The sequence below is a fragment of the Pseudidiomarina sp. PP-1MA genome (genome assembly GCF_041200125.1).
Taxonomy (GTDB): domain Bacteria; phylum Pseudomonadota; class Gammaproteobacteria; order Enterobacterales; family Alteromonadaceae; genus Pseudidiomarina; species Pseudidiomarina fusca.
This window is the reverse complement of record NZ_CP165718.1, coordinates 1,193,344-1,212,849: the sequence shown is the minus strand read 5'-3', so window position 1 is coordinate 1,212,849 and position 19,506 is coordinate 1,193,344. Positions and strand designations below refer to the sequence as shown.

The 19,506-nt window shown below is 48.3% G+C and carries 21 protein-coding genes; 6 read left to right on the top strand and 15 right to left on the bottom strand.

Translation table 11 applies throughout. From position 1 onward, the window contains the following. Window positions 1-2: 2 nt before the first annotated feature. From AB8S08_RS05855 to AB8S08_RS05825, 7 genes are read right to left on the bottom strand one after another with little or no spacing between them, the layout of a single operon-like run. Complete coding sequence (locus AB8S08_RS05855; RefSeq protein ID WP_369744091.1) at window positions 3-1,241, bottom strand: class I SAM-dependent methyltransferase; 1,239 nt, start codon at window positions 1,239-1,241, stop codon at window positions 3-5. A 35-nt stretch (window positions 1,242-1,276) separates the two neighbouring features. Beyond that, the gene (locus AB8S08_RS05850) at window positions 1,277-2,140 is read right to left on the bottom strand and encodes a DUF1365 domain-containing protein (RefSeq protein WP_369744089.1); all 864 of its coding nucleotides are present in this window, start codon (window positions 2,138-2,140) and stop codon (window positions 1,277-1,279) included. Beyond that, the gene (locus AB8S08_RS05845) at window positions 2,127-3,407 is read right to left on the bottom strand and encodes an NAD(P)/FAD-dependent oxidoreductase (RefSeq protein ID WP_369744087.1); all 1,281 of its coding nucleotides are present in this window, start codon (window positions 3,405-3,407) and stop codon (window positions 2,127-2,129) included. Before AB8S08_RS05845 ends, AB8S08_RS05850 begins: the two co-directional genes overlap by 14 nt. Before the next feature lie 16 nt (window positions 3,408-3,423). Beyond that, on the bottom strand, window positions 3,424-4,140 hold the full coding sequence (locus AB8S08_RS05840; RefSeq protein ID WP_369744085.1) for an SDR family NAD(P)-dependent oxidoreductase: 717 nt from the start codon (window positions 4,138-4,140) through the stop codon (window positions 3,424-3,426). Continuing rightward, window positions 4,137-4,589: a nuclear transport factor 2 family protein gene (locus AB8S08_RS05835; protein WP_369744084.1), complete on the bottom strand. Its 453-nt coding sequence runs from the start codon at window positions 4,587-4,589 to the stop codon at window positions 4,137-4,139. The genes AB8S08_RS05840 and AB8S08_RS05835 overlap by 4 nt, the downstream gene beginning before the upstream one ends. 58 nt (window positions 4,590-4,647) lie before the next feature. Then, complete coding sequence (locus tag AB8S08_RS05830; RefSeq protein WP_369744083.1) at window positions 4,648-6,093, bottom strand: deoxyribodipyrimidine photo-lyase; 1,446 nt, start codon at window positions 6,091-6,093, stop codon at window positions 4,648-4,650. Next, entirely contained in the window at window positions 6,090-7,049 is a 960-nt protein-coding gene (locus AB8S08_RS05825; RefSeq protein WP_369744082.1) for a YbgA family protein, read from the bottom strand. Before AB8S08_RS05825 ends, AB8S08_RS05830 begins: the two co-directional genes overlap by 4 nt. Window positions 7,050-7,189: 140 nt before the next feature. On the opposite strand from AB8S08_RS05825, the gene AB8S08_RS05820 reads away from it, so the two are divergent. The 3 genes from AB8S08_RS05820 to AB8S08_RS05810 all read left to right on the top strand — a co-directional run bounded on the left by AB8S08_RS05820 (window position 7,190) and on the right by AB8S08_RS05810 (window position 9,192). Further along, on the top strand, window positions 7,190-7,798 hold the full coding sequence (locus AB8S08_RS05820) for an LON peptidase substrate-binding domain-containing protein (protein WP_369744080.1): 609 nt from the start codon (window positions 7,190-7,192) through the stop codon (window positions 7,796-7,798). A gap of 133 nt (window positions 7,799-7,931) precedes the next feature. Beyond that, window positions 7,932-8,510, top strand: coding sequence for a sigma-70 family RNA polymerase sigma factor (locus AB8S08_RS05815; protein ID WP_238387588.1), 579 nt, complete (start codon window positions 7,932-7,934; stop codon window positions 8,508-8,510). Next, a complete protein-coding gene (locus AB8S08_RS05810) occupies window positions 8,503-9,192 on the top strand; it encodes a ChrR family anti-sigma-E factor (protein WP_369744078.1) in 690 nt (229 codons plus the stop codon). Before AB8S08_RS05815 ends, AB8S08_RS05810 begins: the two co-directional genes overlap by 8 nt. A gap of 57 nt (window positions 9,193-9,249) precedes the next feature. On the opposite strand, the gene AB8S08_RS05805 is transcribed toward AB8S08_RS05810, so the two are convergent. From AB8S08_RS05805 to thrS, 7 genes are all read right to left on the bottom strand, one after another. After that, a complete protein-coding gene (locus tag AB8S08_RS05805) occupies window positions 9,250-9,546 on the bottom strand; it encodes an integration host factor subunit alpha (RefSeq protein ID WP_110074962.1) in 297 nt (98 codons plus the stop codon). A 4-nt stretch (window positions 9,547-9,550) separates the two neighbouring features. Then, window positions 9,551-11,938, bottom strand: coding sequence for a phenylalanine--tRNA ligase subunit beta (gene pheT / locus AB8S08_RS05800; RefSeq protein ID WP_369744077.1), 2,388 nt, complete (start codon window positions 11,936-11,938; stop codon window positions 9,551-9,553). A 13-nt stretch (window positions 11,939-11,951) separates the two neighbouring features. Continuing rightward, window positions 11,952-12,932: a phenylalanine--tRNA ligase subunit alpha gene (gene pheS / locus AB8S08_RS05795; protein WP_110074960.1), complete on the bottom strand. Its 981-nt coding sequence runs from the start codon at window positions 12,930-12,932 to the stop codon at window positions 11,952-11,954. Between the two features lie 115 nt (window positions 12,933-13,047). Then, entirely contained in the window at window positions 13,048-13,401 is a 354-nt protein-coding gene (rplT, locus tag AB8S08_RS05790; protein WP_110074959.1) for a 50S ribosomal protein L20, read from the bottom strand. Between the two features lie 18 nt (window positions 13,402-13,419). After that, entirely contained in the window at window positions 13,420-13,617 is a 198-nt protein-coding gene (rpmI, locus tag AB8S08_RS05785) for a 50S ribosomal protein L35 (protein ID WP_110074958.1), read from the bottom strand. Between the two features lie 90 nt (window positions 13,618-13,707). Then, window positions 13,708-14,250, bottom strand: coding sequence for a translation initiation factor IF-3 (gene infC, locus AB8S08_RS05780; RefSeq protein ID WP_110074957.1), 543 nt, complete (start codon window positions 14,248-14,250; stop codon window positions 13,708-13,710). Window positions 14,251-14,269: 19 nt separating this feature from the next. Continuing rightward, window positions 14,270-16,186, bottom strand: coding sequence for a threonine--tRNA ligase (gene thrS, locus AB8S08_RS05775; protein ID WP_369744076.1), 1,917 nt, complete (start codon window positions 16,184-16,186; stop codon window positions 14,270-14,272). A 144-nt stretch (window positions 16,187-16,330) separates the two neighbouring features. Between thrS and AB8S08_RS05770 the strand changes: the two genes are divergently transcribed. Beyond that, the gene (locus AB8S08_RS05770) at window positions 16,331-17,233 is read left to right on the top strand and encodes an EamA family transporter (RefSeq protein WP_369744075.1); all 903 of its coding nucleotides are present in this window, start codon (window positions 16,331-16,333) and stop codon (window positions 17,231-17,233) included. Window positions 17,234-17,335: 102 nt separating this feature from the next. Next, complete coding sequence (locus tag AB8S08_RS05765; RefSeq protein WP_369744074.1) at window positions 17,336-17,545, top strand: CPXCG motif-containing cysteine-rich protein; 210 nt, start codon at window positions 17,336-17,338, stop codon at window positions 17,543-17,545. Between the two features lie 32 nt (window positions 17,546-17,577). Here AB8S08_RS05765 and AB8S08_RS05760 read toward each other — a convergent pair whose 3' ends face one another. Then, the gene (locus AB8S08_RS05760; RefSeq protein ID WP_369744073.1) at window positions 17,578-18,180 is read right to left on the bottom strand and encodes a riboflavin synthase subunit alpha; all 603 of its coding nucleotides are present in this window, start codon (window positions 18,178-18,180) and stop codon (window positions 17,578-17,580) included. A gap of 113 nt (window positions 18,181-18,293) precedes the next feature. Between AB8S08_RS05760 and AB8S08_RS05755 the strand changes: the two genes are divergently transcribed. Further along, the gene (locus tag AB8S08_RS05755) at window positions 18,294-19,400 is read left to right on the top strand and encodes a DUF3080 family protein (protein WP_369744072.1); all 1,107 of its coding nucleotides are present in this window, start codon (window positions 18,294-18,296) and stop codon (window positions 19,398-19,400) included. The last annotated feature ends 106 nt before the right edge of the window (window positions 19,401-19,506 follow it).

Sequence of the window (19,506 nt, the reverse complement as noted above, 5' to 3'; positions counted from 1 at the left end):
TCTTAACGACTCTGCGGCTTAGTTGCAACCAACTGCACCGCAGATACGGTCCGCTCCCAAAAACCACCTTCGCAATAGCACAGGTAGTAATTCCACATCCGGCCAAAGCGCTCATCGTAGCCTTTGTCGATCAGTTGCGGGGGCGCCTGATTAAAATTATCGCGCCAGTCAGCTAAGGTTTTGGCGTAGTCATAACCAATATCATGTACTTCACGCATTACCATATCTGTATGCTTAGTAAACATTTCAGCCATCATGGTTAACGACGGCAAAAAACCACCTGGGAAGATATATTTTTGAATAAAATCCACCGAGTTGGCATAGCTTTTCATGCGCTGGTCCGCAATCGTAATGGCTTGCAACGCCATTTTGCCATTTGGCTTAAGTAAACGACTGCAGGTTTTAAAGAAGGTCGGCATGTACTTTAAGCCTACGGCTTCAATCATCTCCACCGATACCAACTTATCGTAAGTACCTTCTAAATCGCGGTAGTCTTTTTTCAGCAAAGTGATCTGCTGCGTCAACCCTTCTCGCTCAATCAGCTCTTTGGTATAGCTGTATTGCTCTTCTGAGATGGTCGTTGTAGTTACTTTACAGCCGTAATGTTTGGCGGCAAATACCGCCATACCGCCCCAGCCCGTACCAATTTCGAGCAGGTGATCTTCCGCAGATAGCTCTAAGCTGTCACACAAGCGTTTGAGCTTATGTTGTTGCGCTTCGGCAAGACTTGCATCAGCATGCGGATATACTGCACTTGAATACTGTAGTGCTGGGTCTAAAAAGGCTTGATACAGGTCGTTACCTAAATCGTAGTGCGCTGAAATATTCTCTTTGGCCTGGCGCTTGCTATTGTTGCGGCGCCAGTGCTGAAACTTTTGGAGCGGTAATAACAACCAGCTAAACTTAGCTTCGGCTGCATCTAACGCGGGTAAGTTCCGGGCAAACAATTGAATGACATGGGTCAGGTTGGGTGTCGTCCAACTTTCATCCATAAATAATTCAGCGGCGCCAATACTACCACCAAACAAAAAGCGGCGATAAAAATCCCCTTTCTGTATATCTATCTCAGCTTTTAACTCACTGGCTTTATCACCAAACTCAGCAATCAGCTGACCTTGCTCAAACATCTTAAGGTGACCCAACTGCAGATGATTCAGTAGGCGTAAGACAATGGTACGAAAGGTTTTATCGAGCGTAGTTAAATCGTTCTGCATCACTGTTAAGGCATCTTCTTTATACATGGAACTTACCTGTTATATTGGCCTAAATTAGACCATTATTTGTTGAGTTCATTCTGTTTGGACTCAGTACTGGTTGCCGCTGAACTTGTTGTCTCTGAACTTGTTGTTTCTGAACAAGTACGCTCACTGATATACACTGGATTACGTTTTAACCATAATCGCAATGCTTGCCAGTAAATAGCCGCCACCGTACCTACCGTGTTTATTGGATACCGCAATAATACGTTACGAATGCTACGTCGGTTCAATGCCACCCGTGATAATTTCATCGTGGCACTAAAATGACGCACCCAACTAGCGGCATCAGTGCCTGCCGTTGCTTGTTGTTTAAGCACATCTAAATGAATGAGAGCCTTGTCACCCGCCTCTGCTGCATACCCAGCTGGTGGTTTGAGCTGCCACCGATAATGCATGTTAAGTGGATTAAAGGGCGATACAAAAAAAGTCTTGGGATGCCGCAGTGGTTGCTGTAAGTCTACGGCATAGTAATGGCGTTCGTTCCAGGGCGTGTTACTTACTTCAGCCAACATATAACTGAACTCTTGTGCCCCATCGCTCTGCACGAAGTAACAATTTAATGGGTTGAAGTAAAGCCCACAGGTTCGCAGCGCACCAAGAAAAAATACTCGTCCGCTGATTGGCTGCTGCAACTGTTCACTGAGTTTTTGGCGCACAGCTGCAGCTAAATCACCGTCGGTATCAGGTAAATAATCGCTGCGTTTAAAGCGTAATGGCGCCCAGCGGTTGGTTAACGAAAACCACCGACTTTGCGCCGCCACTTGCTCTAACTCGTCCAATGCTAACCACCACTGCGCGATACTGTAGCTAAAGGCGTGGGGATGCGGTAAGTAGCGAGCGTGGTGCACTCGCCCTCGATAGATAGCACTAGCTAGCGACAAATTCTACTCCTAACCGTTTAGCCACATCAACGGCACTACGTACCCCGTCTTCATGGAAACCGTTATACCAATAAGCCCCGCAATAATGGGTATGTTGCTGGCCACAAATCAGCTCACGCTGGGCGCGGGCCTGCATCGACTCTACACTATAAACCGGGTGCGCATAATGGTAGGTGCCTAGAATCTTTTCAGGATGAATCGCTGCCGTGTTATTTAACGTAACGCAAAACACCTCTGGAGCCTGAATGCGCTGTAAGATATTCATGTTATAGCTGACTGAACTCGGCCGTGTCCGTGCCTGATCGTCGCTATGCAATAGATAATTCCAGCTGGCCCATGCCCGCTGTTCGCGTGGTAGTAAGCGCACGTCAGTATGTAACACTACTTCGTTCATTTGATACGGGATAGCACCTAAAACCTGCTGCTCTGCCGCGCTCGGTTGAGCTAACAAAGCCAAAGCTTCATCGCTGTGACAGGCAAACACCACTTCGTCAAAATCGCGTAACTCGCCATCAGCAAACTCTAATGTGACCGCAGCTTGGCGTTCTGGCAGCTGACGATGTACCGCAACAATATTGGCGTTTAACTCAATGCGCTCGCGATAACTAGCGGTTAATGGCGCTACGTATGCACTTGAGCCGCCATCTATGGTCGCCCATTGTGGCCGGTCTGCAACATTCAGTAACCCATGATTATTAAAGAAGCGTAAGAAAAAGCCTAACGGAAAGGCTTCTGCTTCTTGTAAAGAGGCACTCCAAATAGCCGCCACCATGGGCAACAAATAAAACTCACTCACTGACGGATGGATGTGCTGCTGACGTAAAAACTCACCTAAGGTCAACTGATCAAGATCCGCTCCGCTGTTGTAAGCCTCTTTTGCAGCCTTGTTGAACTTTAAGATACCGCGAATCAATCGCCAGAAACTGGGGGATACTAGGTTTTTGCGCTGTGCAAACAAGGTGTTCAGATTGTGCCCATTGTACTCCAAACCAGACTCAGGATCGCGCACACTAAAACTCATTTCGGTATCTTGCCAAGATACGCCGATCTCGCGCATCAGCTTACGAAATAACGGATAGGTTCTATCGTTAAATACGATAAAGCCGGTATCGATGGCGTATTCCTTGCCTTGCACCTCAACGGTGACAGTACGGGTGTGGCCACCGATATAACTATTCTTTTCAAACAGGGTGATCTCGTGCTGTTGCTGCAACAAATAGGCCGACGTCATGCCAGCAATCCCAGAACCAATAATGGCGATCTTCATGAACGCATGTACTCCGTTAACTTAAGCGTTTAGATAGTGCTACTTGCCAACTCTGTGGCAACCGCGATAAAAATTTAAGCACCCAGCCAAACAACGTCGGAAAGGTAATGTCGGTGGTTTTATTAGTAATACCTTTACGAATTCGCTGTGAAGCGAATTCAACCGTTACCTGCATCGGCATCTCAAAGGTATTGGCGTCGGTCATCGGGGTTTTTACAAAGCCCGGAGATACGGTTTGTACATGGATACCCCGTTTCGCCAAATCCACCTGTAAACTACGCGCGATATACTGGATAGCTGCTTTAGAGCCACCGTAAGCTTGGGCTTTGGTAAACGGCAGCAGCCGTGCAGTACTGCCAACAAAGACTAACTGCGAACCAGCTTGCAGGTTCGGCAATAAAGCCTCGACACAACGCATCATGCCAAACACGTTCACTTCAAACACGCGCTCGAACATGGCCGCTTCAAACTGCTCGACGTCCAAGTACTCACATACGCCTGCCGACAAAATCACTACATCGATATCTTGATACACCGCTAAAGCTTGCTTGGTGCTGGCCGCATCACTTACATCTAAACGCTGCCCGGCAATGTGCTGGGGATGAACTTGTTCAAGTTCTGCTAGCGCATCCGTATTACGGCCACAAGCTATAACTGTGTGGCCGGCCGCCGCATAATCGAGGGCGAGCTGCTTGCCGATGCCGGAAGTCGCGCCAGTAATCAAAATTTTCATGCAGACTTTACCTTATCTTTTACAGTACGAATGGCCCAACCAAGCACCGGAATATGTTCATAGACCATAGCACCAGCATCGTAGTAATCCACTTGAGCGATAATCTTGCCATTCGCTAACTTAAAATGGCTGGTACCTGGCAATGTTACCTGCTCTCCTTTAGCTAACTTAGGGTGCCGTAATATCATCTGCCAAGCTACAAACAAGTTATCGCCCTGCAACGCATGGTCGGTAAACCTAAAGTAGCAGCTCTGCACATTTTTAATGGTGTTTTGAAAATAAGCTTTGAGGTCGCTCAACCCATGCACTTGGTGAATCGGATCGACAAAGCTCACCTGGTCAGCATAGAGTGCATCTAGCGCGGCAATACTTTGTTGGTTTAGCTCGGCATAGACCTGTTCTAGGCGTGCCACAATGTCACTGTTATCGGTTGCGCTTGTATCAGTCATGCCTGATCTCCGGTGTTATGCCTACCATCTACCCTCTAACTTAGTAAACTCAGCGGTTTTATAATGCTTTAAACGCAGCTAAAAAACGCTCTCGAGCTACTTTATGGTCCACGATAGGTTGCGGATAATCACTGCGTTTACGGTCTTTCAGCCATTTTCCTGGAGCATGAATATGCTGTTTAGGACAATCGGCTAATTCTTTTACCCATTTACGAATATAACTGCCGTCGGGATCAACTTTTTCGCTCTGTAAAGTAGGATTAAACACCCTGAAATAGGGTGCTGCATCAGTACCCGTCGAGGCACTCCACTGCCAGCCGCCGTTGTTGGCCGGAAAGCTGCCATCAATTAAGTGACGCATAAAAAACTGTTCACCTAAGCGCCAATCCAGCAGTAAATCTTTAACTAAAAAGTGAGCTACTATCATCCGTACTCGGTTGTGCATCCAACCTTCTGCAGCTAATTGCCGCATGCCAGCATCCACGATAGGAAAGCCGGTACGGCCTTCACACCAGCGTTGAAAGCTGTCAGTATCCTCACGCCATTGCATGGCATCGGTATGTTTCAAAAAGGCTTTGCCATAATTTAAGCGCGGCACGTGGAACATCAGATGTTGGTAAAACTCTCGCCAAATCAATTCCGTTAGCCACACATCAGGACCTTGATCTAACGCATCTGGAAAGTCCGGACTTAACTGCGCTAACTGCTGCACGGCTTGCCATGGCGATAGCATGCCTAGTTCCCAGTAGGGTGATAAACGCGAGGTCGTATCTAGGCCAGGAAAATCACGTTCCGCCGCATAAGCGCTCACCCGCTCCTCGATGTACCCTTGTAATTGCTGATAAACTGCATCTTCACCCACCACCCAAGCGCTGGAATCCTGTCGCGGGTAATCAACCTCAGGCACCACGGCCGCTGGCACCATGCAGCGGCGTTCCACCGGTTGCATGAATGGCAACCCACTATGACCAAGCTGCTCTCGCAAATGCTGCCGCCACGCTTTCGCAAATGGAGTGAACTTCTGGTAAATAGTGCCGGTTTGAGTGGTCAACACAGGGGGGACGACGAGGTTGCCATGATGCCCATGCCACGCCACACCTTGCTGCTCCAACAGCGCCTTTACTGCACGATCTCGGCGCACTTCGTGCAACGGATACTCTACATTCACATGAACTTCTGAGAGCTGCTGTTGTTCGGCAAATCGCTTCACGGCTTTAGGCGCCACTTGCCAACTTTCAATCACCTGAATGGATAGCGCTATCCCAGCCGCCGCCGCGCTTTTCACAAACTCGTGTAGGTGCCGATAATACAAGTCCCACTTGATTGGAGCCCAATCGTGTTCATGCATTTGCTGTGGGCAAAGCAAAATCAACGCTGGGATAGGCTGCTCAGCACCATTCAGCTTAGCCGCTGCTGCCAGTGCCGGATTACTGCGTAGCCGCAGGTCGTGGCGCAACCACAACCCTGCCCGTGCGCTACCCGTTGCTGGTGCCTCTGAACTCATAACGCGTACCTCAATTTCAAATCAGCTGGGTAAGGATTCAAGTAACGCTGTCCGGCCAAGTAGCTATCTGGATATTCCCGTAAATAATGTCGTAGCAAGGTTAATGGCGCCAACAACGGCTGGATACCATCATGGTAATCCAGAATCAGCTGACTTAGCTCTTGCTTTTGCTCAGCGTTTAAATGACTACCAAAATAGCCCTGCAAATGTTGCAAGACGTTAGTATGGTTGGCTCGTGTCGCTGGTTTACCTAACGCCTGCATCACCTGTTCAATATACTCTTGTGCATCTGCTGGGGTTAAATCTTGTTGCGCCGCAACCCAGCGGCCAAGCTCACGATATTGCTGCTGGTTATGCGCCATAAGGAGTAGTTTTAGGCTGGTATGAAAAGCTAATAAATCAGCTTTCTTCACCGCCACCGCCGGCGTTGCTTTGCCCAACAGTTGCTGCCAAGCATGATATACATACACCCGCATGATAAAGTTCTCGCGCAGTGGTGCATCGTTTAACCGGCCATCTTCTTCTAGCGGCAAAGCCGGATGCAACTGCCTTAATCGCTGTACAAAAATGCCCTCAGCAGCTTTTTTTGAATAGCCAGTAACAGGATCGTACAACTTAACCCGCTCCATCCCGCAACTGGGCGATTTTGCACAAAGTACGTAGCCACTTAATTGGCGCAAATGCGGCTGCGCCCGGTCGGCAAATTCGGTTAAGCGTGCAGTCACGTCTTCACCTGTCTTAGGTACTACGGCGCGAACGGAAGCTGCTTGCTCATGCCACTCAAGACGAATGGTTGGACGCGGCACCGGCATACCAATCCCGACTTCGGGACACAACTTGACAAACTCCACATGACGAACTAACTCATCGGCACAAAAAGAAGACCTTTTATGGCCGCCGTCATAACGCACCTGATCGCCTAATAAACAGGCACTTATCCCAACTTTGATGGTCACAAGCTACTCCTTGTTCTTGAACTCATGCTGACAACATACTGGCAAATTACGCTAGTCGCGAGGAAAAGTTCACTCCGTACTAATCCAAAGCCCATAGGCTAGCGTAACAGAGCATAAGTTTAACTATGAAGGATTTAAGCATGACACATGCGCAACCCACAATTCCATTGTTTCCTCTCTCTGGACATGTGCTTCCTGGGGGAACCATGCGTTTGCGCATCTTCGAGCCTCGCTACGTGCGGATGGTGAAAGAAGCCTGCAATGGTACCAGTTGTTCACCGATTGGCTTATGCATGCTCAATGAGGATGGCGACGTAGCTTCTAACACCCATATCCATCCCATTGGCACCAAGGTCACCATTGTTGATTTTGAGCAATTGCCTGATGGCTTACTAGGGATCACGGTAGCCGGCAACGAGCTGTTCCGTATCGTCGACATTCAAGTGCAAGACGATGGCTTACGAGTAGGCGAAATTGAGCCGATTGGAGCTTGGTCAGCGTTGCCATTGGGCGCGAACGATAAGCATATTGCTGACCAGTTAAACGCTGTCTATCAAGCTTATCCAGAACTTGCCATCGAAGCTGACCCTGAATTGTGGCAACGAGCTGATTGGGTAGCGCTACGCTGGCTAGAGTTATTACCCATAGCCGCTACTGCCAAGCAAGAATTGTTACAGGCTCCAACGGCTGATGCAGCTTTAGAGTTTTTACGCGATCTGATGGATGCTAGCCAAGAGTACGACAGCTAATTATTTTGCAGATTTTTTAGGCGGTAGTGATCCTTGTTTAAAACCTTAGCGTAGTCTTAGGTAATCCTTGAATATCCAAGCGGGTATCACTACTATGCAGATAGCAACTGAGCAAATAACACAACGGAAAACTATGCCTCCTGCGCAGCCGGATAATCCCGAACACGCTGCCGAGCTTCTCGCCCAAATTGCTACTGAGCAATCGCGTGCTGCCTTTAGTGAGTTATTCAAACACTTTGCACCACGCTTACAAGCTTACGCAACGCGACAATTCGGCAATGAACAGACCGCGATGGATTTGGTTCAAGAAACCATGACCAACGTTTGGCATAAGGCTCATTTATTTAAGCCCGACCGCGGTTCTGCAGCCACTTGGATATTCACTATTGCTAGAAACATTCGCTTTGATTTCTTGCGGAAGAATAAATATCGTCAGAATGATTTAAGTGCGGATGATTTGTGGCCAGTTCTGGCCGAGCAAAATGAATCTCTTGATGACGATTATGCGTTAGATGACGATTTACTGATGCAGCAGTTGGCGGTTTATTGTGAACAATTACCGCCTGCTCAAAAGACCGTGATTGAGTTGATTTACATAGAGGGCAAGTCGCAACAAGAAGTTGCTGATGCCTTGGATATTCCGTTGGGTACCGTTAAATCACGTACTCGCTTGGCACTACAGAAATTGAAAGAGTTAATACAGCATGATTAAATTCCACCCTTCAGAACAGCAACTTGTGCTTTATGCTGCTGGTGAACTCAGCCCTGCCATGCTGATGATGGTGGGTACCCATGTGGACATGTGTAAGCAATGCCAAGCACAGGTACAAGACATCGAAGAGCAGATGGCACGCAAACTATTTGGCGAGAATAATGTTGCCGATTATCAAGCCAATAGCCTAGATAGTAAGACTCATGATGCTATGCTCGCTGCAATATTTTCGTCAACGGCGCCGGTTGCTGAACCCAGCCCACCCCTGCCCCATGACAACCTATTGTACCTAGAAGGCAAGCGTTTTACGTTGCCAGCGACCTTAGCACGTAACAGCCACCGCATTGGTGACTGGAGCCGCTTACCAGGTAAATTGTGGCGTGCCTCCGTAGATATCGGAGCTGAGCAGTCGCTCAACTTTATCTACATGGGCGAGCAAAGTACCGTACCAGAGCATACCCATAAAGGTAACGAAGCAACCTTAGTGATAAACGGTGTGTTCAGTGACGAGCAAGGTGACTATAAAGACGGTGACTTTGTGTTGCTGGATGGCGCGCACAAACACAGCCCGCATACCACTCACGAAGATTGTTTAACTCTAGCAGCACTAGACGCTCCGTTACACTTCACTACGGGCCTAAGTCGCTTGTTAAATCCTTTTAGTAGTTTGTTCTTTAAATAGTTCAAGCTAGACTAACGCCATTAAAAAAGCCGTTGTGATAATCACAACGGCTTTTTTTTAGTCTTGCGGGTTGGCGTTAACAACACGCTGCTTTAATTTCTGTCCAGGCCGGAAGGTTACTACCCGGCGAGCTGAGATTGGAATATCTTCACCCGTTTTTGGGTTTCTACCCGGCCGTTGGTTTTTAGTACGCAACTCAAAGTTACCAAAACCAGATAGTTTCACTTCTTCACCAGCTTCTAATGCACGACGAATTTCTTCAAAAAAACATTCAACCAGTTCTTTTGCATCACGTTTGTGCATGCCAAACTTTTCATTTAATTGTTCAGCTAATTCAGCCTTGGTCAGCGCCATAGCATCACTCCCTTAGGGTTGCCCCAAATTCAGATGTCAGCATGTCAACCACTGCCGCCACGGCAGCGTTGATTTCTTGTTCTTCGAGCGTGCGCTCAGCGTGCTGTAACGTCATCGATAAAGCTAAACTGCGATGACCTTCGGCAACACCAGCACCTTGGTACACGTCAAACAAGTTTAGGCCAACTAAATGATTTACGCCAATATTTTCAATTGCAGCCAAAATCTCACCGGCGGCAATGCTCTGTTTCACCACAATCGCCAAATCACGACGAATGGATGGGTATTTAGAGACTGCTTGAGCTTCTGGTACCGCACGGTTTACCAAACCGTCTAGCTCTAGCTCAAATACGTAGGTGCGACCGTTCAAGCCCAGTTTTTTCTCAAACTGCGGATGAATCGCGCCCAAGTAACCGATGCGCTTATCCCCGCGGAACACAGCTGCAGTTTGCCCTGGATGCAAGGCTGGATGCTGATCCGCCACAAAGCGAAACTCGCCCGCCGCGCCGGTCATGGCTAACAAAGCTTCCACATCACCTTTAAGGTCATAAAAATCGACCGCACGTTCCCCATCACTCCAATGCTCTGGATGCGCTTTACCAGCCCGAATACCAGCAATCATCGGCTGTTGGCGAACGCCATTTTCAGCATCCTCCGCAGGAATGAAACGTAACCCAGTTTCACAGAAAGCTAACGATTGTTGCTGGCGTTTCTGGTTGTGCGCCACGGCACCTACTAAGCCTGGCCACAAACTCACACGCATCGATGACATCTCTACCGAAATCGGGTGCGGCAGCGTCAACGCAGCCACGTCATCAAATAGCATCGCTTGATGTTTAGGATCAACAAAGCTGTAAGTGATAGCTTCTTGATAGCCACGGTCAATCAAAGTGCGCTTTAATGAAACAGCACTAAGCTTGCCTTCTTGGCGGGCAATCATGCGCAATTGTGCTGCTGGAGCAGCAGCTTGAATGCGATGATAGCCATAGATGCGGGCCACTTCTTCAATCAGATCTTCTTCAATGGCCATATCAAAGCGGAAGGTTGGTACAGTCACCTGCCAAGCATCTGCATCTTCTTCAACAGCAAAACCTAAGCGGGTTAAGATGTCAGTTACTTCTGCTGCAGCAATGCTAATCCCCAACACTTTGGCTAAGCGAGCTTTACGTAACACAATCTGTGCTGCTTGCGGCAGATGTTCAGGGCTTAATGCCTCAACAATCGGACCTGCTTCACCACCGCAAATCTCGATCAACAACGCAGTGGCTCGCTCCATCGCCGTACGTTGGAGTTCAGGATCAACCCCACGCTCGTAACGATGCGATGCATCTGTATGCAAACCAAACCGACGTGCCCGACCAGCGATCGCCGCTGGTGCAAAAAACGCACTCTCTAAGAAGACATCCGTGGTGGTATTGGTCACACCGCTATCGGCACCACCAAAAATACCTGCCATGGCCAGTGCTTTTGCTTCATCAGCAATAACCAACACGTCATCAGTTAAGGTCACTTGGTTACCATCTAACAAAGTTAGTTGCTCGCCAGCGGTTGCCATTCGTACCTGCACGGCACCTTCTAACTTAGCGTTATCAAAGGCGTGCATAGGGTGACCCAGCTCTAACAACACGTAATTTGTCACGTCCACCACAGGATCAATACTACGCACACCACTGCGACGCAGACGTTCACGCAACCACAATGGTGATTCGGCTTGCACGTTAAGATCACGTACAATTCGACCCAAATAACGAGGACAAGCTGCCGGTGCTGCTAAGATTACCGCGCGCTCTTGGTCATGGGTTACCGTAACTGGAGCCATAGCTGGTTCAGTTACTGTTAATCGATTCAACACACCCACTTCGCGAGCAATACCACGAATGCCTAAGCAATCAGCGCGGTTTGGGGTTAAATCTACATCTAAAGTTACATCATTAAGTTCAAGATAATCGCGATAATCCATGCCTACCGGCGCATCGGCTGGCAATTCAATAATGCCATCGTGATCATCACTTAAACCAAGCTCAGAGTTCGAACATAACATGCCGTGCGAAGGCTGACCGCGTAATTTGGCTTTCTTGATTTTAAAATCACCTGGTAGCACAGCACCCACAGTGGCTACCGCTACTTTTAAACCCAATCGACAGTTCGGCGCACCACAGACGATATCAACCGGCTCATCAGCACCGATATCAACCTTAGTGACTTGTAATTTATCGGCATCAGGATGCGGACCACAGGCAATAACTTCGCCCACCACGACGGCACTAAAATCTTCCGCTACCGCATCAATACTGTCTACTTCCAGGCCCGCCATGCTTAATTGCTCTGACAACGCCACACTATCTAAGGCCGGGTTAACCCAGCTACGTAACCACTTTTCACTAAATTTCATCTGCGTACCCGGCTTAGTTAAATTGTTTTAAGAAGCGTACGTCATTTTCGAAGAACGCACGTAAATCGTTCACGCCGTAGCGGAGCATAGTTAAACGCTCAACGCCCATACCAAACGCAAACCCGGTGTATTTTTCGCTATCAATGCCAACTGCTTGCAACACACTTGGATGCACCATGCCGCAACCTAGTACTTCTAACCATTGACCATTTTTACGACGCACGTCCACTTCTGCGGACGGCTCGGTAAATGGGAAGTAAGAAGGACGGAAACGTACTTCTAGCTCTTCTTCAAAGAAGTTCACCAAAAAGTCTTCTAGAATGCCTTTAAGCTGGGTAAAACTCACATCCGTATCTACCATCAAGCCTTCAACCTGATGGAACATCGGCGTATGGGTCTGATCGTAGTCATTACGATACACGCGCCCTGGCGAAATAATCCGCAGCGGTGGCTGTTCCTGTTCCATGGTGCGGATCTGCACCCCTGAAGTTTGGGTGCGCAACATGGTCTTTGGGGTAAAATAAAAGGTATCGTGGTCGGCTCGAGCTGGGTGATTCGCAGGAATATTGAGCGCATCAAAGTTATGAAAGTCATCTTCCACTTCCGGGCCTTCGACAGTACGAAAACCTAAATCACCAAAAAACGCTTCAATTCGTGCAATGGTCTGACTGACCGGATGCATGCCGCCACGCTCAGCACGCCGACCCGGTAAACTAACATCAATCCGTTCAGCCGCTAACTTAGCCGCCAATTCTGCTTGTTTTAGTTCATCGTTACGCGCGTTAATCACAGCTTGCACTTGCTGCTTGGCTTCGTTAATCGCTTGTCCGGCAGCTGGACGCTCTTCAGCACTTAGTTTGCCGAGGCTTTTCAGCTGCTCGGTAAGAGCCCCTTTCTTACCCAAGTAATCAACTCGTACTTGGTCCAATTGTTGCGCGGTAGTGGCCGCCGCAACCGCCGCTTCAGCTGCAGCTACAATGTCAGATAACGCCATGAGTTTCCTCGGTTATGACTAAAACATAAAAGTGAATAGTTAATTGCGCCTATGATAACGAAAAAGCATAAAAAAAGGGAGCTAGAAAGCCCCCTTTTTATGTATTTCAACTAGCTTACAGAGCGCTTTTAGCTTTCTCTACCAGCGCAGCAAAACCAGCTTGGTCATGAACTGCGATGTCGGCCAGGATTTTACGATCGATTTCTACCGATGCTTTTTTCAAGCCATTGATAAAACGGCTGTACGACAAACCACTTTGACGCGCTGCAGCATTGATACGAACGATCCATAATTGACGGAACGTACGTTTCTTAGCTTTGCGGTCACGGTATGCGTATTGACCCGCTTTGATAACGGCTTGCTTCGCTACGCGATAAACGCGTGAACGAGCACCATAATAACCTTTCGCCTGCTTCAGGACTTTCTTGTGACGCGCTCGCGCGATCACACCACGTTTTACTCGTGCCATTTGCTATCTCCTTTCCTTTTACGCGAACGGTAACATGCGCGCGACTAACGCTACATCAGACTCGTGCACCATGCTTTTCGCACGTAAGTGACGTTTCCGCTTTGAGCTTTTCTTAGTCAGAATGTGACGCAAATGTGATTGCTTGCATTTAAAGCCGCCTGAAGCGGTTTTCTTAAAGCGCTTTGAGGCGCCTTTTTTGGATTTCATTTTCGGCATGAAAATTACTCCGCATTGTTAGTTAACAGTGTAACAGGGTGAGTTTGGTGAACTTCAATTGAAGCCCGCCGCCCTACTTGAAAACCACAGCTACTTCTTAGTAGGTGCCAGAACCATAATCATCTGACGACCTTCAGCCCGTCTTGGGAACGACTCGCAAGTTGAGATCTCTTCTAAATCGGTTTTGATCCGGTTTAGTAGGTCAATACCCAACTCTTGGTGCGCCATTTCTCGGCCACGGAAACGAACGGTGACTTTAGTTTTGTCACCTCCCTCCAGAAAACGAGTCAGGTTGCGTAGTTTTACCTGATAATCGCCTTCATCAGTTCCAGGACGGAATTTAACTTCCTTCACCTGGATCTGCTTCTGGTTTTTCTTTTGCTCTTTAGCGTTCTTAGCTTTCTCGTAGACAAACTTCCCGTAATCCATCAAACGACAGACTGGCGGCTCAGCGTTAGGGCTGATTTCAACCAGATCAACGCCCGCTTCTTCAGCTGCATTAATTGCATCCTGAATAGCGACAACACCGATTTGTTCACCTTCAACACCGATTAATCGTACTTCTTTGACACGAATTTCTTCGTTAATCCGATTCTTATCACCAGCTTTCTGAGTTTTTTTTCCGCCTTTAATGGGTCATTCCTCCAATCAATTAACTAATCTTGCGACTACGTACTTCTTCGTTAAGCTCAGCAATAAACTGCTGTAGCCCTTTAACACCGTGGTCTTCACCACGTCGAGTACGTACCGCAACCGCTTGGTTCTCGACTTCTTTATCGCCAACAACCAACAAATATGGAACACGTTTTAAAGTGTGCTCGCGAATTTTAAAGCCTATTTTCTCATTTCTCAAGTCGGCTGTCGCCCTAAATCCGAGTTTATTCAACTCTTTTACGATTTCTTTTGCATAATCAGCCTGATTATCGGTGATATTCATCACCACAACTTGATTTGGTGCCAACCATAATGGGAAGTAACCCGCATATTCTTCAATGATAATTCCCATAAAGCGCTCTAACGAGCCCAAAATAGCACGGTGAATCATCACGGGCGTATGGCGTTCATTATCTTCGCCCACATAAGTAGCACCTAAACGGCCCGGTAACGCGAAATCTAACTGTACCGTACCACATTGCCATGCCCGACCTAAACAGTCGTGCAGGGTAAATTCAATTTTCGGACCGTAGAAAGCGCCCTCACCCGGCAAGTATTCAAACTCAATGCCGTGATTCTTTAACGCATCGGCCAAGGCTTGTTCAGCATGGTCCCAAGTTGCGTCATCGCCTAGACGATGTTCTGGACGAGTTGACAGTTTCACTACGATATCTTCAAAACCAAAAGTTTTGTAGGTTTCGTAAACCATCTTAATGCAGCCACTAACTTCTTGCTGCACCTGTGCATCCGTACAGAAAATATGCGCATCGTCTTGGGTAAAGCCACGAACGCGCATTAGGCCATGCAAGGCACCTGACGGTTCGTTACGATGGCACGAGCCGAATTCAGCCATCCGCAACGGTAAATCACGGTAAGATTTTAAACCTTGATTAAAAATCTGCACATGACCCGGACAGTTCATGGGTTTAATAGCATATTCACGGTTTTCTGAAGCCGTAGTAAACATCAGCTCAGAAAACTTTTCCCAGTGCCCTGAACGTTCCCACAACACTCGGTCCATCATCAATGGGCCTTTTACTTCTTGGTATTTGTACTCGCGTAATTTTTCGCGAATGAAACGCTCAAGTTCTAGGAAAATGGTCCAGCCATTGTGGTGCCAAAATACCATACCTGGCGCTTCTTCTTGCCAGTGAAACAAATCTTGGGTTTTACCAATTTTACGGTGGTCACGCTTTTCTGCTTCTTCTAATCGTTGCAGATAAGCTTTTAACGCTTTTTTATCCGCCCAGGCCGTACCATAAATACGCTGTAGCATCTTATTATCTGAATTGCCACGCCAGTAAGCACCGGCTACCTTCATGATCTTGAAGTGTTGGCAAAAACGCATGTTCGGCACGTGCGGACCACGGCACATATCGATGTATTCTTCATGGTGATACAAGCCAGGCTGATCATCTTGGCTGATATCATCATCTAAAATCTCAACCTTATAAGGTTCATGACGGCTGACAAAAGTCTCGCGAGCTTGTTGCCAGCTTACCTTTTTCTTCACCACTGGATATTCAGTTTTTGCCAACTCTAGCATGCGTTTTTCTAACGCCTGCAAATCGTCTGCAGTGAGCGTATGCTCCATATCCACATCGTAGTAAAAGCCATTATCAATGACCGGACCAATAGCCATCTTCACATCAGGGAACATCTGCTTTAAGGCATGGCCGAGCAAGTGCGCACAAGAGTGACGAATAATATGCACACCATCATCGTCTTTTGGCGTGATGATCTGTACATGGGCGTCTTCAGTAATGAGGTCACACGCGTCGTGCAAATCACCGTTAATTCGTCCAGCTACCGTCGCTTTGGCTAAACCAGGGCCAATATCTTGGGCAACATCGAGAATGGAAACGGGGCCATCAAAGGCGCGTTGACTACCATCAGGAAGGGTTACTACAGGCATGACTGAATCCTTTTTTACAGTGGTGGCACCTACCAAGTGTCACTTGTGATTTTAGAAAGCAGCACTATAGCGTATGATGCCCCTCAAGGAAAGGCCTGCACCGCAATCGCACCTAAAACTTAGCCGTTACCAGAGACAGTAATCATGGAAAACCTCATTGGCCCACTAGCGGCTTTAACCGCAGCCTTATTTTGGACTCTTGCCACCTTACTTTATAGTCAAGCTGGCAGTTATTTGTCGGCCACCCAATTAAACTTGGTCAAAGGCATTGTGGCCTGTCCGCTACTGCTCATCGCCGGCTGGTTTACCGGGCAACTACTCACCTTAGAAGCTAACCCAGCCACCTACCTGCTGCTTGCCAGTGGCGTGATTGGTATTACCTTAGGCGATACCTTGTACTTCTCCGCACTGCGCCGACTTGGCCCATGGCATACCATGCTACTTGAATACCTAGCACCGCCTTTTGCCGCGCTGCTAGCTTGGGTGCTGTTGGCACAGGGCATGAGGCTACAAGAAGTAGTCGCTGCCGCCATTATTATCCTCGGCATTGTGGTGGTGATTAGCGAAAAACCAGCCGCGGCCAAGCGTGTTGAGCTTAGTAGCAGTGGGATTGCCGCTGGTGTAGGTGCGGCGCTGTGCCAAGCACTGGGGCTAGTGATGTCGTTTCATGCGTTGCAAGAGTTCAACATGAACCCGCTAAATGCAGCCTTACTACGGTTGCTTGCCGGTACCCTAGCGCTCACCATCGCGCTCTTAATTCTCAAACCAAGTTTGCTTGCCAGCACCCGTGCCGCATTGCGACACACTTCGCTCCCTTGGTTGTTGGTGGCTATCGTGATGGGTACTTTTTTAGCGATTTGGTTACAACAAACGGCTATTGCCTACATCAATCCGGGCCTCGCTCAAACCCTACTCGCAACGGCTCCGCTGTGGCTTATTCCGATTCAATGGCTGCGTAGTCAACCGCTATCACTCCGCAGTATTCTTGGTGCTTTGGTGGCCGTGGCAGGTATTGCTCTGTTGTTTGGTTTGGCTGATGTAAGCTAACTTGTTGAGCCATCGACTAAAATATTTTACGTAGTCAGCAGCAGGAAATTTTCGCAGAATCAGCCATACTAAAGTGACTCAAGTCACTGCAAGGAAGTAAGTATGAACGCTGATAAACTTTACGATGCCGGCCTCCGCTGCCCTCACTGCGGACACCGAATCCACGTTAGTATCGACCCCTCAGAAGGTGCTCAAGACTACCTCGATGAATGCGCCGCATGCGGTTCAGACATTCATTTGATAGTGAAGATAGATGAGGTAGCGGATAAAATATTTGTCCGTGTGGCCAGCGATGACGAAAATTTCTACTGAGTTTTAATCACTCGCTCGTCAGCTGCCATAGACTAATGCCCGCGCTGCGCTAAAACTCGCTCGACTGTGTTTACAATGGTCATGGTTTGTTGATCAAACTCAAGGTTAACCTGGTCTGCGGCTGCCAAATTAGTAAGCCGCAAGGTTTCCGGAATTAAATGCAAAGAAAATGTATTCCCCACCACTTGCCCTACGGTCAAGCTTGCACCATTGACACTGATAAAGCCCTTGGGCAAAACGTAAGGCGCAAATTCAGGCGCAAACTCAATCCACAAAGCTAGGTTATCAGGGCTCTGTTGCCGCTCAACAATGCGCCCCACCCCATGAATATGGCCCGAGACGTAATGGCCGCCCATTTCATCGCCCACCTTCAAACTACGCTCAAAGTTAACCTTGTCACCCACGCAGAGTGCGCCTAGATTAGTTAAGCGCAAGGTTTCATCAATGATATCAAAACTTACTGTGGTCTCGGTGAAACTCACCACCGTTAAACAACAACCATTAATCGCAATACTGGCACCTAGTGCCACCTGCTGCAAATACTCAGGGGCTACACTTAGGGTAAGTTGACGAAAGTTGTCACGGTCCTGTATTTTGGCCACTTGCGCTAGGGTTTGTACTATTCCGGTGAACATAAGAGGTCTCGTTTTGCTGAATCTCAGGTAAAATATTGTAACCACAATGATGATGAAGTGCCACGTAAAGTACGCGTAACACTGAGCGCAGATCACGAACATACAGGAACCCTATGACTCAGCCGCAGCATCCTAACCAACGTTGCTTAACCTACCGCTATCGCACATGGGCGTGGCTAGCAACCTTGCTGCTACTGGCAGCCTGTAACCCGGCACCCGTTGGATTAGAGCAAGTAGCTGATTACCGGCAGCGAGTCGCTAATACTCTCAAGAGTCCATTACCAGCACCCGTGCTAGCATCACCCACCTGGCAACTGCCGCCGTTGCGCGAACTACGCATCGAAGTACCAAGCCAGAGTCTGTCGTTGCTGGATGCGATACGTTTAGATCAATGCCAAGCGGGCAGTCTAATCGCTGAGCGCAACAGCAGTTTAGGCAAATTACAACAGGGCTTAGTGCGCTACTATCATGATTATCAGCTGCTGCAAGCGCTTTATATCTGTGCCGCTCAGCTAGAACAACAAGGTCAGCTTGAATTAGCGCAAAAGGTGAGCGACTTAAGCCGCAACAAAGCTGCCAATATGCCCCAACTCAAGCTCCAAGCCTTGGTAAGTGACCCTAGTATACGGCAAAGTTTACGCCTAGCAGATCGTCCTTTAGCCAAGGTCGACCCTGCCCAACTCGCGCCGCTTTTAACCGCCTTACAACAAGTCTACCTGCTACTGAATGCACCCTTGCCAGAGCCCTCTGCGGCTTTGAACAAAGAGCAGCAAAGCGAGTTATCGATAGCCCCGGTTGCGCTCGACCAGCTAGAGCAGGCATTGCAGCTCCTCGAACAGTCCCCTTACTTAAGCCAACTGTGGCGCGCTCTGTATGACCAGCAACAATACCTGCAGCAGCTAACGCCATTAGTACAAGACTTGAGTGCCGCAGCCGGTTGCCTAAGTGCCGGCACTCCCAGCCGGGCCCAGGTATTGCGCAATGTTTTTGTGCAATATTTCAGTGGCCCTGTGCAGCAGCATTTTGCCGGCCTAATTCGCCAAGCTCAGCAAGTAGCTCCGCTGTTAACCCTATTGGCCTCACCCGAGGCACCGCAAGCGTGGTTAACCCACCTGCGACTAATCAACGCATTACCTGATCAACTCACCGATACCACCCGTAATCATGTGCGTTATTGGCAACAGTTCTTCAGTGATTGTGGTTTTACCCCGGGGACATAACTCAAGTAAAACACTTGGCAGCCATGACAAATTAGAGTATTTTATGAGAACGATTCTCATTAAGCATTTGGCTTAAGTTGTCACTCAGTCTACCCAGGAGCTTATT

Excerpts from the sequence above, each read along its gene's own strand:
- AB8S08_RS05855 (WP_369744091.1), bottom strand. The coding sequence starts at position 1,241 with ATGTATAAAGAAGATGCCTTAACAGTGATGCAGAACGATTTAACTACG.
- AB8S08_RS05845 (WP_369744087.1), bottom strand. The coding sequence starts at position 3,407 with ATGAAGATCGCCATTATTGGTTCTGGGATTGCTGGCATGACGTCGGCC.
- AB8S08_RS05840 (WP_369744085.1), bottom strand. The coding sequence starts at position 4,140 with ATGAAAATTTTGATTACTGGCGCGACTTCCGGCATCGGCAAGCAGCTC.
- AB8S08_RS05835 (WP_369744084.1), bottom strand. The coding sequence starts at position 4,589 with ATGACTGATACAAGCGCAACCGATAACAGTGACATTGTGGCACGCCTA.
- AB8S08_RS05830 (WP_369744083.1), bottom strand. The coding sequence starts at position 6,093 with ATGAGTTCAGAGGCACCAGCAACGGGTAGCGCACGGGCAGGGTTGTGG.
- AB8S08_RS05820 (WP_369744080.1), top strand. The coding sequence starts at position 7,190 with ATGACACATGCGCAACCCACAATTCCATTGTTTCCTCTCTCTGGACAT.
- AB8S08_RS05815 (WP_238387588.1), top strand. The coding sequence starts at position 7,932 with ATGCCTCCTGCGCAGCCGGATAATCCCGAACACGCTGCCGAGCTTCTC.
- AB8S08_RS05810 (WP_369744078.1), top strand. The coding sequence starts at position 8,503 with ATGATTAAATTCCACCCTTCAGAACAGCAACTTGTGCTTTATGCTGCT.
- AB8S08_RS05805 (WP_110074962.1), bottom strand. The coding sequence starts at position 9,546 with ATGGCGCTGACCAAGGCTGAATTAGCTGAACAATTAAATGAAAAGTTT.
- pheT (WP_369744077.1), bottom strand. The coding sequence starts at position 11,938 with ATGAAATTTAGTGAAAAGTGGTTACGTAGCTGGGTTAACCCGGCCTTA.
- pheS (WP_110074960.1), bottom strand. The coding sequence starts at position 12,932 with ATGGCGTTATCTGACATTGTAGCTGCAGCTGAAGCGGCGGTTGCGGCG.
- rplT (WP_110074959.1), bottom strand. The coding sequence starts at position 13,401 with ATGGCACGAGTAAAACGTGGTGTGATCGCGCGAGCGCGTCACAAGAAA.
- rpmI (WP_110074958.1), bottom strand. The coding sequence starts at position 13,617 with ATGCCGAAAATGAAATCCAAAAAAGGCGCCTCAAAGCGCTTTAAGAAA.
- thrS (WP_369744076.1), bottom strand. The coding sequence starts at position 16,186 with ATGCCTGTAGTAACCCTTCCTGATGGTAGTCAACGCGCCTTTGATGGC.
- AB8S08_RS05770 (WP_369744075.1), top strand. The coding sequence starts at position 16,331 with ATGGAAAACCTCATTGGCCCACTAGCGGCTTTAACCGCAGCCTTATTT.
- AB8S08_RS05765 (WP_369744074.1), top strand. The coding sequence starts at position 17,336 with ATGAACGCTGATAAACTTTACGATGCCGGCCTCCGCTGCCCTCACTGC.
- AB8S08_RS05760 (WP_369744073.1), bottom strand. The coding sequence starts at position 18,180 with ATGTTCACCGGAATAGTACAAACCCTAGCGCAAGTGGCCAAAATACAG.
- AB8S08_RS05755 (WP_369744072.1), top strand. The coding sequence starts at position 18,294 with ATGACTCAGCCGCAGCATCCTAACCAACGTTGCTTAACCTACCGCTAT.